The sequence below is a fragment of the Streptomyces sp. NPDC058646 genome, assembly GCF_042716875.1.
In the GTDB taxonomy this organism is placed as follows: Bacteria; Actinomycetota; Actinomycetes; order Streptomycetales; family Streptomycetaceae; genus Streptomyces.
In genome coordinates this window covers 18,251-32,127 of record NZ_JBHXRK010000040.1, presented here as the reverse complement: position 1 = coordinate 32,127, position 13,877 = coordinate 18,251, and the positions used below count along the sequence as shown (strand labels likewise).

The following is a 13,877-nucleotide window of genomic DNA, read 5'->3' as shown; positions in this document are numbered from 1 at the left end:
CAACGGCATGGGCGAACCCGGTTTCAGAAGAGGGCAGAAGGCGTAATGTTCAGTCATGGACCGCCGCATTTTCGGGCTGGAGAACGAGTACGGCGTCACGTGCACGTTCAGGGGACAGCGCCGACTGTCTCCTGACGAAGTGGCGCGCTACCTCTTCCGCCGTGTTGTGTCATGGGGCCGCAGCAGCAATGTCTTCCTGCGGAACGGCGCCCGCCTCTACCTCGACGTGGGTTCGCATCCGGAATATGCAACTCCCGAATGCGACAACGTGACGGAACTCGTCACGCACGACAAGGCGGGCGAGCGCATTCTCGAAGGCCTGCTCGTCGACGCCGAACGCCGCCTGCACGAGGAGGGAATCGCGGGCGACGTCTATCTCTTCAAGAACAACACCGACTCTGCGGGCAACTCGTACGGATGCCACGAGAACTATCTGGTGGCACGGCACGGGGAATTCTCCCGCCTGGCGGACATCCTCATTCCGTTCCTGGTCACCCGGCAGCTGATCTGCGGCGCGGGCAAGGTGCTCCAGACCCCCCGCGGCGCGGTGTACTGCGTCAGCCAGCGGGCCGAGCACATCTGGGAGGGCGTCAGCTCCGCGACGACCCGGTCCCGGCCGATCATCAACACCCGGGACGAGCCGCACGCGGACGCCGAGCGCTACCGGCGCCTGCACGTCATCGTCGGCGACTCGAACATGTCCGAGACGACCATGCTGCTCAAGGTCGGGGCCACCGACCTCGTGCTGCGCATGATCGAGGCGGGCACGGTGATGCGGGACCTGACGCTGGAGAACCCGATCCGGGCGATCCGCGAGGTCAGCCATGACATCACCGGTCAGCGCAAGGTGCGCCTCGCGAGCGGCCGGGAGGCCTCGGCGCTGGAGATCCAGCGGGAGTACTACGACAAGGCGGTGGACTTCGCCGAGCGCCGGGGCATCCGGACCGGCGTGGTGGACCAGGTGCTGGAGCTGTGGGGCCGCACGCTGGACGCGATCGAGGCGGAGGACCTGGACCGGATCGGCACCGAGATCGACTGGGTCATGAAGTACCAGCTGATCGAGCGGTACCGGGGCAAGCACAACATGACGATGTCGAACCCGAGGGTGGCTCAGATAGACCTCGCCTATCACGACATCCACCGGCGGCGCGGGTTGTACTACCTCCTGGAGCGCAAGGGGCAGGCGGCACGCATCTGCAACGACCTCAAGATCTTCGAGGGCAAGTCGGTGCCCCCGCAGACCACGAGGGCGCGGCTGCGCGGCGACTTCATCCGCCGGGCGCAGGAGCAGCGCAGGGACTTCACGGTCGACTGGGTGCACCTGAAGCTGAACGACCAGGCACAGCGCACCGTGCTGTGCAAGGACCCGTTCCGGTCCGTGGACGACCGGGTGGAGAAGCTGATCGCCGGCATGTGAGGCTGCCGGGCGACACCGCACCGATCTTCCGCTCCCGGCCAGGGCCCCGTACGTCTCTCGTACGGGGCCCTGCGCACGGCTTAGAGTGGCGGGCGACCGCCTTGCCGTCTGAGATCTGAGGAACACGTGCGCCGACTTGCCGGCCTGCTTGTCGTACCCCTTCTGCTGCTGTCGACAGCGGCCTGTGGCGACGACAGCGGCTCCGACTCCGCCCAGATGAAGAACGGGGCGCCCGCGATCACCGAGGGTGCCAAGTTCGGGGAGAAGCCCGCCCTGGCGAAGGGCAAGGGCGGACCGCCGAAGGAACTCAAGGTGGTGACCATCAGCGAGGGCGACGGCCCCGTGCTGAAGAAGGGCGACCTCGCCCAGGTCAACTACTACGGCCAGGTGTGGGACGGCACGGAGCCGTTCGACGAGAGCTTCAGCAAGGGCAAGACCTTCGACGTGACCCTCGGGGCCGGCAAGGTCATCCCCGGCTGGGACCAGGGCCTCGAGGGCCGGAAGGTCGGCAGCCGCGTCGAGCTGGTGATCCCGCCGAACCTCGGCTACGGCGAGAAGGGCTCGCCCCCGGACATCAAGCCGAACGCCACGCTGGTCTTCGTCGTGGACATCGTCAAGGGTGTCGCGATCCCGGCCTCCGCCACCGGCAAGGAGGTCGCCCAGGACAACAAGGACCTGCCCAAGGTCGGCACCGGCACCGATGGCAAGGACGTCCCCGTCACCGTCCCGAAGGACGTCGCCGAGCCGGCGAAGCTGGTGTCGAGCTACGTCATCGAGGGCGACGGTCCGGCCGTCAAGGACACCGACACCGTCGTGGTGAAGTTCCACGGCAAGACCTGGAAGGACGACAAGACCTTCGAGGACATGTACGCCAAGGGCATGTCGGACACCTGGCCGCTGGAGCAGCTGCAGGTGAAGGGCCTGAAGGACGGCCTGGTCGGCAAGAAGGCCGGCAGCCGGATCCTGCTGGTCATCCCGCCGGACATGGGCTTCGGGGACAAGGACCAGGGGACCATCCCGGCCAAGTCGACGCTGGTCTTCAGCCTCGACATCCTCGCGGTGATGTAAGACTGTTCCGGTTGACCGGTTCGTACGTATGAGGAGCAGTTCCGTGAGCGACAAGCTCGAGAAGCCCGAGATCGACTTCCCCGAGGGCGAAGCGCCGAACGACCTCGTCAAGGAGGACATCTGGCTGGGCGACGGCGACGAGGCCCAGGCCGGCGACCGGGTCTCCGTCCACTACGTGGGCGTGGCCTTCTCCACCGGCGAGGAATTCGACGCGTCCTGGAACCGCGGTTCCGCGCTCCAGTTCCAGCTCGGTGTCGGCCAGGTCATCGCCGGCTGGGACCAGGGCGTCCAGGGCATGAAGGTCGGCGGCCGTCGCAAGCTGACGATCCCCGCCCACCTCGCCTACGGCGACCGCGGCGCGGGCAGCGCGATCGCCCCGGGCGAGACGCTGATCTTCGTCTGCGACCTGGTGAAGGTCGGCTGATCCGGACATCCGCGATCCGTGGAGGGGCCCCCGCCGTCCGGCGGGGGCCCCTCGCTTTTGCCCGGACGCGCCGGGGCGGTACGGTCATCGGTCAGGGGCCCGTCCGCGCGCGGTGACGGCACGTGCGACGTCGGGTGTGACGGTCCGTGTGACATTGCGTGTGACGGTACGACGGATGTGTACGCGGAGAAGGGCGGAAGGGCGTCGATGGCGATTGCCAAGGCCGAGCGGCTGATGAATCTGGCGCTGTGTCTGCTGGGGACCCGTCGGCCGCTGAGCAAGCGCGAACTGCGCGGTTCCATCGAGGCTTACATGGAAGCCGGCAACGACGAGTCCTTCAACCGGATGTTCGAGCGGGACAAGGACGATCTGCGCGAACTCGGCCTGGTCATCGAGACGGTGGAGAACCTGGAGGGCGAGACGGGCTACCTGGCCCGCCGGGACAGCAACCGGCTGCCGCCCGTCGCCCTCGACGCCGAGGAGGCCGCCGCCCTGGGGCTGGCGGCCAAGGTCTGGCAGCAGGCCCGCCTCGCCGGAGCCGCCAGCGGGGCCCTGCAGAAGCTGCGCGCGGGCGGGATGCCGGAGGCCGGCGACCCGTACGAGGGCCAGCACAGCGCCATCGAGCCGCGCATCCCGGTCCACGAGGCGGCCTTCGAGCCCCTGATGCTGGCCTGCCGCGACCGCCGGCCGGTGGTCTTCGACTACCGCAAGTCCACCGCCGCCCGGCCGGAGACCCGCCAGGTGGAGCCCTGGGCCCTGGAGTGCTGGCGGGGCCACTGGTACCTGGCCGGCTTCGACCGCGACCGCGGGGCGGAGCGGGTGTTCCGGCTCTCGCGGATCACCGGGAAGGTCCGCTCCCGCGCCGCGAAGTACACCGCCGAGGTCCCCGACGTGGTGACCGTACGGGAGACCGTGGCGAGCTGGGCCGGGGAGAGCGCGGACCGTTCCGCGCTGATCCGGCTGCGTTCCGGGGCGGGCTACCCGCTGCGGGCCAAGGCCACCGCCGTGCGCGAGGGCGGGGACGGCTGGGACGAGCTGGAGATCCCCTACGGGCACGGGCTCGACGCCTGGCTGGTGGAGTTCGGCCCCGACGTCGTGGTGGTGGGGCCCGCCGACCTGCGGGCCGACGTGGTGGACCGGCTGAGGGCCGTAGCCAAGGGCTGACCCGGCCGCCGCCGCGCCACCGAGCCACCCGCACCATCTGCCGAGCACGCCCTGAGGGGGAGACGTACCAGCATGGCTGCCAACGCCATCGACCAGACCCGCCGGATGCTGTCCCTGGTCACCTACCTGCGCGAGCGCCCCGGGGCGCACGTCGCCGACGTCGCGCGCGCCTTCGGGATCACCGAGGACGAGCTGATCTCGGACCTCGACGTGCTGCCCATGTGCGGGACCAGCTTCCGGGGCGGGGACCTGCTCGACATCGACACCGACGGGGAGCGCATCTGGTGGCGCAATCCCGACGCCTCGGGGGAGTCCACCGCCGAGCCGCTGCGGCTCGCGGCCGACGAGGCGACCGCGCTGCTCGTCGCGGCCCGCGCCGTGGCGACCCTGCCGGGGCTGCGGGAGAGCGACCGGGACGCCCTGCTGCGGGCCACCGCCAAGCTGGAGGCCGCGGCGGGCGAGGCCGCCGGGGCCAGCTCCCGGCTGTCGGTGACCTTCGAGGCGGAGGGCGGGGTCTTCGCGGACGTCGACCGGGCCATCGCGGAGCGCAGGCGGCTGTGGCTGCGCTACTACTCGCCCGCGCGGGACGAGCTCACCGAGCGCAAGGTCGACCCGATCCGGCTCTTCGCGGTGGGGCACACGTACATGGAGGGGTGGTGCCACCTCTCGGAGGCCCGCCGGACCTTCCGTCTCGACCGGGTGGCCGAGATCCGGCTGCTCGACGAGCGGGCGGAGCCGCCGGCCATCGAGCCGCGGGACCTGTCCGAGGGGCTGGTCCAGCCGGCCGCCGAGGACCCGGAGGTGGTGGTCGAGGTGGGGCCGGGCGGACGCTGGGTCGCCGAGTACTACCCGCACGACAGTGCGGAGGAGCTGGCCGGGGGCGGCCTGCGGATCACGCTGCGCAGCCCGGACCCGGCCTCGCTGCGCCGGCTCGCGCTGCGGCTGGGCCGCGAGGGACGGATCGTGGCCCCCGCGGAGCTGGCGGAGAGCGCGCGCAGCGCCGCCCGGGAAGCCCTCGCGGGGTACGGGGAACAGGTCTGAGGGAGGGGTCGGTCGATGTCTCCAACGTCTGGGCCCGGCTCCGGGTCGCCGACAACGCCGGCCGCGGCGGACCCGGCCACGAGGGGCCCGGTCGCCTTCAAGGCCGCCTGCCCCGACTGCCAGGCCCGCTTCGAGCTGGACGCGGGCGCCCTGCGGCTGGCCATCGGCGGCAGCCGGCGGACCACCTTCTACTCCTTCACCTGTCCCGAGTGCGGGGCCTCGGTCCGCAAACCGGCGGGGGAGCGGATCGTGGAACTGCTGACCGGGGGCGGCGTGAGCACCCTGCGCAGCATCTGAGGCGGCCGGTGGCCTAGGCTCCTTCCCATGCTGTGGCCGATGCTCGCAATTTCCCTGGGCTTCCTCGGGGTCGCCGTCCTGTCCGTGCTGGCCCTGCGGGTCTTCATCGAGGTCCGCAGACTCTCCGGGCAGGTCGCCCAGGCCAGCCGCCGGATCACGGACGCCTCGGGGGACCTGGAGCGGGCCGCGGCCGACCTGGCCCGGGCGGGTCGCGGCGTACGCCCGTAGGGTCCGGCGCCTACGGTACGGACCCGGCAGGCCCGTACCGTACGGGAAAAGCGGGACGAATCAGGGCGAGCCCGGCATAGATCACCGGCCCGCGCGCAAGCAGGGGTACCCCGGGGGATTGCCGGGCGTTAACCCCCGGGGGTTACGATCCTTGCCTGGGCAGTTACCGGATGGGTGTCCGAGCCGCCCGGAGCCACCACAACCAGCCGTCTCGGTGAGAAGGAAGACACACATGATCGGCAATCTGAAGCCCCTCGAGATCCTTCTGATCATTGCTGTGATCGTGCTGCTGTTCGGTGCCAAGAAGCTCCCGGAGATGGCCCGTTCCCTCGGCAAGTCGGCCCGCATCCTCAAGAGCGAGGCGAAGGCCATGAAGAAGGACGGCGAGGCGGAGGACGCTGCCGCTGCCGCCACCGCCGCCGACCCGGCCCAGCAGCCCGTCGCCCCGCGCACCATCCAGGCCGCGCCCGGTGACGTCACCAGCTCGCGCCCCGTCAGCGAGCCGAACCGCACCACCCAGGGCTGACACCCCCGGACACGCCAGTCATCTGCAACGAGACAAGGGACGTGGGTTGCTCAAGTCTGCCCGCAAGCAGGGGAAAGAACGACAGGCCAAGGACGCCGAAGGGCGCATGCCTCTCGTCGAGCACCTGCGCGAACTGAGAAACCGCCTGCTGAAGTCGGTCCTGGCGATCCTCGTGATCACCGTCGTGGCGGCCTTCTTCTACAAGGACCTCATCGACTTCCTGATGAAGCCGATGCTGAACTCCGTCGGCTGCACCGACGGGGTGGTCTCGCAGCGCAACGGCCGGCCCTGCGCCGACATGACCGTGAACGGCCTCATCGCGCCCTTCTCCATCGCCCTGAAGGTCTCGCTCACCGCCGGTGTGGTCCTCGCCGCGCCGGTATGGCTCTACCAGCTGTGGGCCTTCACCGCCCCCGGCCTGCACAGCCACGAGAAGAAGTACGCGATGAGCTTCGTCGCGGTCGGTGCGCCGCTGTTCGGCGCCGGCGCGGTCCTCGCGTACATGATCCTGCCGCAGACCGCGACCATCCTGCTCGAGTTCACGCCCGACCACGCGCGCAACCTGCTGCCGGTCGACGACTACCTCGACCTGATCACCCGCCTGGTCGTCGTCTTCGGCCTGGCCTTCGAGCTGCCCCTGCTGCTCGTCCTGCTCAACGTCACCGGGGTGCTCCCGGCGAAGCGCCTGGCGGGCTGGTGGCGCGCCATGGTCCTGGGCATCACCGTCTTCGCCGCCTTCGCCACGCCCACCGGCGACCCGCTCACCATGCTGGCCCTGGCCGGGCCCATCGTCGCCCTCTACTTCATCGCGCTGGGCATCTGCCTGCTCAACGACCGCAGGCGCAAGCGCAACGACCCCGACGCGGGCCTCGACGACGACGAAGCCGCCGACCTGGACCTCACCCCGGCGCCGATCGGGGCCATGGAGCCGGTCGCGGCTCCCGCGGCCCTGCCCGGACAGGCCGACGGCGGACGCCAGCGGATCAACGGGTACGACGACGCGACCTGACGGGTGCGCCCCCGGCCACCGCCGGGAGGTGCCCGCCCCAGGGCCGGGCGCGCTCGTACAAATGACCGCGACTGTTGTCAGGGGTGGCGGGTAGGCTCGATCCCAAGATGACCGAAGAACTCTCACCCGCCGAGCGGTACGCCGCTGCCCGGATCCGCGCAGCCGAAGAGGCCACGGCGCTGCACCCCTTCCGCGAGATGTACGCGTTCGATCTGGATCCCTTCCAGATCGAGGCCTGCAAGGCCCTGGAGGCGGGCAAGGGCGTCCTCGTGGCCGCCCCGACCGGCTCGGGCAAGACCATCGTCGGCGAGTTCGCCGTGCACCTGGCGCTCCAGCAGGGCCGGAAGTGCTTCTACACGACGCCCATCAAGGCGCTGTCGAACCAGAAGTACGCCGATCTGGTGAAGCGCTACGGCGCCGACAAGGTGGGCCTGCTCACCGGCGACAACAGCGTCAACTCCGAGGCACCCGTGGTCGTCATGACCACCGAGGTGCTCCGCAACATGCTGTACGCGGGCTCCCAGTCGCTGCGCGGCCTCGGCTACGTCGTGATGGACGAGGTGCACTACCTCTCCGACCGCTTCCGCGGGGCCGTCTGGGAGGAAGTGATCATCCACCTCCCCGAGTCGGTGACCCTGGTGTCCCTGTCGGCCACCGTGTCCAACGCCGAGGAGTTCGGTGACTGGCTGGACACCGTGCGCGGCGACACCGAGGTGATCGTCTCCGAGGAACGGCCCGTACCGCTGTGGCAGCACGTCATGGCGGGCCGCCGGATCTTCGACCTCTTCGAGGAGGAGTCCGACCACGGAGGCCGCGGCTCCGCACGCCGCGAGGTCAATCCCGACCTGCTGCGCATGGCGCGCGAGGAGAACAGCCGTACCTACAGCCCCAAGGACCGGCGCCGCGGCAAGATGGTCCGCGAAGCCGACCGCGAGCGCGAGCGCCGCTCCCGGGGCCGGATCTGGACCCCTTCCCGCCCCGAGGTCATCGCCCGCCTCGACGGCGACGGGCTGCTGCCCGCCATCAACTTCATCTTCAGCCGGGCCGGCTGCGAGGCCGCCGTCCAGCAGTGCCTCTACGCGGGCCTGCGGCTCAACGACGACGCGGCCCGCCTGAGGGTCCGGGAGATCGTCGAGGAGCGGACGGCCTCCATCCCCACCGAGGACCTGCACGTCCTCGGCTACTACGAGTGGCTCGAAGGCCTGGAGCGGGGTATCGCCGCGCACCACGCGGGCATGCTGCCCACCTTCAAGGAGGTCGTGGAGGAGCTGTTCGTACGCGGCCTCGTGAAGGCCGTCTTCGCCACCGAGACCCTCGCGCTGGGCATCAACATGCCCGCGCGCACGGTCATCCTGGAGAAGCTCGTCAAGTGGAACGGCGAGCAGCACGCCGACATCACCCCCGGCGAGTACACGCAGCTCACCGGCCGGGCCGGGCGGCGCGGCATCGACGTCGAGGGCCACGCCGTGGTGCTCTGGCAGCGCGGCATGGACCCGGTGCAGCTGGCCGGCCTCGCCGGTACCCGCACCTATCCGCTGCGCTCCAGCTTCAAGCCCTCGTACAACATGGCCGTGAACCTGGTCAGCCAGTTCGGGCGGCACCGCTCGCGCGAGCTGCTGGAGACCTCCTTCGCCCAGTTCCAGGCCGACCGGTCCGTCGTCGGCATCTCCCGCCAGGTGCAGCGCAACGAGGAGGGGCTGGAGGGCTACCAGGAGGGCATGACCTGCCACCTGGGGAACTTCGAGGAGTACGCGCAGCTGCGCCGCGACCTCAAGGACCGCGAGACGGAGCTGGCCAAGCACGGTGCGGCCCAGCGCCGGGCCCAGGCCGCCAGTTCGCTGGAGAAGCTCAAGCCGGGCGACATCATCCACGTCCCGACCGGCAAGTTCGCCGGACTCGCGCTGGTCCTGGACCCGGGCGTGCCCGCCGGGCGGGTCAACGGGCACCGCGGGTACGAGTACGCCGAGGGCCCCCGGCCGCTGGTGCTCACCGCCGAGCGGCAGGTCAAGCGGCTCGCCGCGATCGACTTCCCGGTCCCGGTGGAGGCGCTCGACCGGATGCGGATCCCCAAGACCTTCAACGCCCGTTCGCCGCAGTCCCGTCGGGACCTGGCCTCCCAACTGCGCACCAAGGCGGGGCACATCACGCCGGAGCGGCACGGACGCGGCCGCTCGGCGGCCGCCGACGACCGTGAGATCGCCCGGCTGCGGGCCGCCCTGCGGGCGCACCCCTGCCACGGCTGCGACGAGCGCGAGGACCACGCCCGCTGGGCGGAGCGCTACCACCGGCTCAAGCGCGACACCCAGGCGCTGGAGCGGCGCATCGAGGGCCGGACGAACACCATCGCCCGCACCTTCGACCGGATCCACGCGCTGCTCACCGATCTGGACTACCTGCGCGAGGACGAGGTCACCGAGCACGGCAGGCGGCTCGCCCGGCTGTACGGGGAGCTCGACCTGCTGGCCTCCGAGTGCCTGCGCGCAGGGGTCTGGGAGGGCCTGAGCCCGGCCGAACTGGCCGCCTGCGTATCGGCGCTGGTCTTCGAGGCGCGCCAGTCCGACGACGCGGTGGCGCCGAAGGTGCCCGGCGGCGCGGCGAAGGAGGCGCTCGGCGAGATGGTCCGGATCTGGGGCCGGCTCGATGCGCTGGAGGAGGACCACCGCATCAACCAGGCGGAGGGCGTGGGCCAGCGGGAGCCGGACCTCGGCTTCGCCTGGGCGGCGTACCAGTGGGCCTCCGACAAGACCCTGGACGAGGTGCTGCGCGAGGCGGAGATGCCGGCCGGTGACTTCGTGCGCTGGTGCAAGCAGGTCATCGACGTCCTGGGGCAGGTCGCGGCGGCGGCTCCTTCGGCCTCCGGTGGCAGCGGGAGCACGGTGGCGCGAAATGCCCGCAAGGCCGTGGACGCCCTCCTTCGGGGTGTAGTGGCCTACAGCTCGGTCGGCTAGGCGCTTTTGGGGCTTCCTCCGAGAGTGGGCATGGCTTGATCTCATCTCTTGCCATGATCAGTTCGCCGTGCGCTGTGCGACGATCGGCCCATGAGTGGGGCAGCAGACGAAGGACCGAGACGGGTCGGTCGGCCACGCGCCGACCAGCTGAGACCGGTGAGCGGCCGGCCGCCGCGCGAGGAACTCCTGTGCGCGGCGGCCGAACTGTTCACCGTCCGGGGGTACGCGGCCACGACCACCCGGGCCGTGGCCGAACGGGCCGGGTTGCGCCAGGCCACCATGTACCACTACTTCACCGGCAAGGAGGAACTCCTCGCCGAACTCCTGGAGTCCACGGTCGCGCCCTCGCTGCTGCTGGGCCGCAGACTCCTCGCCGACGCCGGGCGGCCCGCCGCCCGCAGGCTGTGGGAACTGTGCCGCGCCGACGTGCTGCTGCTGTGCGGGGGGCCGCACAACCTGGGCGCCCTGTACCTGCTGCCCGAGGTGGCCGGGGCCCGCTTCGGCCAGTTCCGCCGGATGCGCGCCGAACTGAGGCACATCTACCGCGGGCTGCTCCACGGCACCTGCGTCGGGGCCGAACTGGCCGGGGACCGGGCCGGGCTGGCACTCCGCACCGACCTGGTCTTCGGCCTCATCGAGGGGGTCATGCTCATCCACCGTGCGGATCCGGCGCGGCCGGTGACGGCCTTCGCGGAGGCCACGGCGGACGCCGCCCTGCGGGTCGCGGGCATCGACGGCTAGGCCGTCCGGCCGGCTCTTGCGGGCGGGGCGGGCCCGGCAAGAGCCGGACGGGACGGCCCGGGCCTGGCCGCAGCCCGGTTTCAGGGCGCGGTGCCGGACCCGGTGCCCGACTCCCAGCCCGGGCGGTCGTCCCAGGCCTGCAGGGCGAGGCCGCTCTCGAAGCGGTGGGCGATGCCGGTGACCGGGTCGGTGAAGGCCAGGACCCGGGCCAGGAGCTGGAGCGGTCTGCGGTAGTCGTCCGGGGCCGGATCGGTGACCCGCGGATAGACCGGATCGCCGAGGATGGGCACGCCCAGGGCGTTCATGTGCACCCGCAGCTGGTGGGTGCGGCCGGTGTGCGGGGTCAGCCGGTAGCGGCCCAGGCCGCCGCGGGTGCCGGTGAGTTCGATCCGGGTCTCGGCGTTCGGCTCGCCGCCCGGGACCTCGGTCGCCGCGATGACCCCGCGGGTCTTCTCGATCCGGCTGCGCACCGTGCGCGGCAGGCCGAGCTGCGGATCGTGGGGCGCGAGGGCCTCGTACTCCTTGTGCACCTCCCGCCGCTGGAAGAGGAGCTGGTAGGCACCCCGGTCCGCGGGCCGGACGCTGAACATCACCAGGCCCGCGGTCAGCCGGTCCAGCCGGTGCGCCGGGCTCAGGCCGGGCAGGTCCAGCTCCTCGCGGAGCAGGGCCAGGGCGGTCTGGGTGATGTGGCTGCCGCGCGGGGTGGTCGCCAGGAAGTGCGGCTTGTCCACGACCAGCAGGTGCGGGTCGCGGTGGACGACGCGGACCGGGAAGGGGACGGCGGGCTCGGCCGGCAGGTCCCGGTGGAACCACAGGTAGGCGCCCGGCTCGTACGGGTCCCGCGCGCGCAGCACCCGGCCGCCCGGCCCCCGTACCCGGCCGGCCGCCAGCAGGCGGGCCACGGCCTCGGCGCCGGGGCCGCCCGCGTAGTGCGCGGCCAGGTAGCCGCCGAGGTCCGTCCAGGTCCCGTCCGGGTCGGGGGGCAGGCGCAGCCGGACCGGGTCGATTCCGGCGCGCTGGGGGAGGGGCGAGGGGGGTACCGGGGCTCTGCGTCTCATCGGGGGACAGGCTATGCGGCTACGGCTGCGTGAAGGTGCCCAGGTGGTCCGCGTCGAGGTACTCGACGCGCAGGGTGCCGTCGGAGAAGGTCACGCCGGTGCGGCCGACCGCGTTCTCGCCGCGGGTCTCGAAGCTGAACGTGTTCCCGTCGTAGTGGGCGAGGGGGAAGCGCTCCGGCTTCGGGCCGAGGGAGAGGGTGAGGGCGCCCTTGTCGTCGGCGGTCACGGTCGCTTTGCCGAAGTAGGGGTTGTCGTAGGTGCCGGTGTACGCGGCGCTGTCCTCGGCGGGCTCCGGGGAGGCGGGCGGGCGGGCGTAGTCGGTGGGGGAGCGGCTCGCGTCCTCCATCTGTGCGTAGAGGGTGCCGGCCAGGCCCAGCCAGTCGGCGGTGGGCCTGCCGTGCTCGGCGAAGTCGAAGAAGTCCAGGGCTACGGCGTCCGCCAGGCCGACGGGGGCGCCGTTGGTGAGGACGACGATGCCGAGTTCCTCCAGGGGGAGCATCGTGACGCTCGTGTTGGCGCCGAGGTCGAAGGCACCGGAGTGGCTCAGGCGCAGGCGCCCGGCGTCGTCGTAGCTGACGTTCCAGCCCAGGCCGTAGAAACCGGTGCGGTTCTGCGGCGGGGCGGGCTGCTGGGACACGATCTCGGGCAGGTGCGTACGGGCCAAGGTGTCGGCCGGGACGATCTGCTTCCCGTCGAGACGGCCTTCGCCGAGCTGGAGCCGCAGCCACCGGGACATGTCGCGGGCGGTGGAGCTGACCCCGCCGGCCGGGGCCTGGGCGTCCGGGTCGCGGACGTAGCGGGGGCTCCAGGTGCCGTTCGCGTTCCTGACGTGGGTCGCGGCGTGGTCGGGGGCGTCCGCGAAGGCGGCGAAGGCGGTGCTGGTGTGCGCCATGCCGGCGGGCTTGAACAGGGTGTCCGCGGCGAGTTTCTGCCAGCTGGTGCCCTTGGCGCGGGCCACGGCCTCGGCGGCGGCGGTGAAACCGAAGTTGGTGTAGGCGTAGCTCGCGCGGAACGGGGTGAGGGGCTCCAGGCGCAGGTGGTCGAGGATGTACGCCTGGTCGTAGCCGAGGTCTTCGAGGAGGTCGCCGGCGTGGTCGGGGAGGCCGCTGCGGTGCGAGAAGAGGTCGGCGGTGGAGACGTGCTCGGTGACCCAGGGGTCCTTGAGGGAGAAGCCGGGGAGGGCGGCGCGGCGGTCCCACTCGTCGGGGGCGGTGAGGGTGCCGGCCACCACCGTCGAGGAGACCGGCTTGGAGAGCGAAGCGATCTGGAAGACGGTGTCGGGGCCGACGCGGGCGTTCTCGCCGGTCCTGCGGAGGCCGTAGCCCTGGAGGTGGACGACCTCGTCCTGGTGGACGACCGCGACGGACACCCCGGGGACGCCGGTGCGGCGCATCATGTCGCGGACCGTCTGGTCGAGGCGGGCGACCGCCTTGTCGACCTGGGCGTCGGTCAGGAGGGGCTTCGGCGGGGGTGGGGGGCTGGGGGCGGCGGGCGTCGCCGTTGCCGTGGCCGCTGTGCTTGCTGTGGCCGCCGCTGCCGGTGCCGCCGTTGCCGTCGTGGCCGTCGCTGATGTGGCGGCGAGCAGGGTCGCGGCGGTGGCCGCCGCGCTGAGTGCGCGGAGCGTGGGCATGGGGTCATTGTCCCGCCGTGCGGGTGACTGCGCGCGGTGTGGCTGCGCCGCGGGCCGGGTGCCGGGCCCGGGCCCGGTCCCCGGGTCTCGGGCCCGCGCCCTGCGTCCGGGTGGGTCGGCGCGACGCCGTTGCCGGGGCGCTGCCCCGGACCCGCGCCTCGGATCGCCGGCGGGGCTGGGATGTGGGGCTCGGGCCTGGGCTGCGTCCGGCGGGGTCCTGGGGCCGGGTGGGATTGCGCGGCGCCGTTGCCGGGGCGCTGCCCCGGACCCCGCGCCTCGATAGCCGGCGGGGCCGGGCTGCGCCGGGGGGCGGGGTCCAGGGGGCT

The 13,877-nt window shown here is 71.9% G+C and carries 13 protein-coding genes; 11 read left to right on the top strand and 2 right to left on the bottom strand.

The annotated features are described in order from the left end of the window. The first annotated feature begins 55 nt into the window (after nt 1-55). The 11 genes from pafA to ACFWUZ_RS33005 all read left to right on the top strand — a co-directional run bounded on the left by pafA (nt 56) and on the right by ACFWUZ_RS33005 (nt 10,863). Nucleotides 56-1,417 carry a Pup--protein ligase gene (pafA, locus tag ACFWUZ_RS33055; RefSeq protein WP_030655944.1) on the top strand — a complete coding sequence of 454 codons (1,362 nt, stop codon included), beginning with the start codon at nt 56-58 and terminating at the stop codon, nt 1,415-1,417. A 126-nt stretch (nt 1,418-1,543) separates the two neighbouring features. Continuing rightward, nucleotides 1,544-2,485 (top strand): FKBP-type peptidyl-prolyl cis-trans isomerase, encoded by a 942-nt coding sequence (locus ACFWUZ_RS33050; RefSeq protein WP_384381287.1) that lies wholly within the window; start codon nt 1,544-1,546, stop codon nt 2,483-2,485. Nucleotides 2,486-2,513: 28 nt separating this feature from the next. Then, nucleotides 2,514-2,909, top strand: a complete 396-nt coding sequence (locus ACFWUZ_RS33045; protein ID WP_384381285.1) for an FKBP-type peptidyl-prolyl cis-trans isomerase — start codon at nt 2,514-2,516, stop codon at nt 2,907-2,909. A 207-nt stretch (nt 2,910-3,116) separates the two neighbouring features. Next, nucleotides 3,117-4,073: a helix-turn-helix transcriptional regulator gene (locus ACFWUZ_RS33040; protein ID WP_384381283.1), complete on the top strand. Its 957-nt coding sequence runs from the start codon at nt 3,117-3,119 to the stop codon at nt 4,071-4,073. Between the two features lie 72 nt (nt 4,074-4,145). Then, the gene (locus ACFWUZ_RS33035) at nt 4,146-5,114 is read left to right on the top strand and encodes a WYL domain-containing protein (protein ID WP_362742085.1); all 969 of its coding nucleotides are present in this window, start codon (nt 4,146-4,148) and stop codon (nt 5,112-5,114) included. A 15-nt stretch (nt 5,115-5,129) separates the two neighbouring features. Further along, nucleotides 5,130-5,411 (top strand): hypothetical protein, encoded by a 282-nt coding sequence (locus ACFWUZ_RS33030; protein WP_384381281.1) that lies wholly within the window; start codon nt 5,130-5,132, stop codon nt 5,409-5,411. Nucleotides 5,412-5,438: 27 nt separating this feature from the next. After that, the gene (locus ACFWUZ_RS33025) at nt 5,439-5,639 is read left to right on the top strand and encodes a hypothetical protein (protein WP_384381279.1); all 201 of its coding nucleotides are present in this window, start codon (nt 5,439-5,441) and stop codon (nt 5,637-5,639) included. 232 nt (nt 5,640-5,871) lie between these two features. Next, complete coding sequence (tatA, locus tag ACFWUZ_RS33020) at nt 5,872-6,165, top strand: Sec-independent protein translocase subunit TatA (RefSeq protein WP_384381277.1); 294 nt, start codon at nt 5,872-5,874, stop codon at nt 6,163-6,165. Nucleotides 6,166-6,211: 46 nt separating this feature from the next. Then, a complete protein-coding gene (gene tatC, locus ACFWUZ_RS33015) occupies nt 6,212-7,174 on the top strand; it encodes a twin-arginine translocase subunit TatC (protein ID WP_384381276.1) in 963 nt (320 codons plus the stop codon). 107 nt (nt 7,175-7,281) lie between these two features. Further along, entirely contained in the window at nt 7,282-10,122 is a 2,841-nt protein-coding gene (locus ACFWUZ_RS33010; protein WP_384381274.1) for a DEAD/DEAH box helicase, read from the top strand. Nucleotides 10,123-10,212: 90 nt separating this feature from the next. Then, complete coding sequence (locus ACFWUZ_RS33005) at nt 10,213-10,863, top strand: helix-turn-helix domain-containing protein (RefSeq protein WP_384381272.1); 651 nt, start codon at nt 10,213-10,215, stop codon at nt 10,861-10,863. Between the two features lie 80 nt (nt 10,864-10,943). Here the strand turns inward: ACFWUZ_RS33005 and ACFWUZ_RS33000 are convergent, their stop codons facing one another. Both ACFWUZ_RS33000 and ACFWUZ_RS32995 read right to left on the bottom strand, forming a co-directional pair. Continuing rightward, nucleotides 10,944-11,921, bottom strand: coding sequence for an RluA family pseudouridine synthase (locus ACFWUZ_RS33000; RefSeq protein WP_384381270.1), 978 nt, complete (start codon nt 11,919-11,921; stop codon nt 10,944-10,946). A gap of 19 nt (nt 11,922-11,940) precedes the next feature. Beyond that, nucleotides 11,941-13,551, bottom strand: coding sequence for a serine hydrolase (locus tag ACFWUZ_RS32995; protein ID WP_384381268.1), 1,611 nt, complete (start codon nt 13,549-13,551; stop codon nt 11,941-11,943). Nucleotides 13,552-13,877 lie beyond the last annotated feature (326 nt).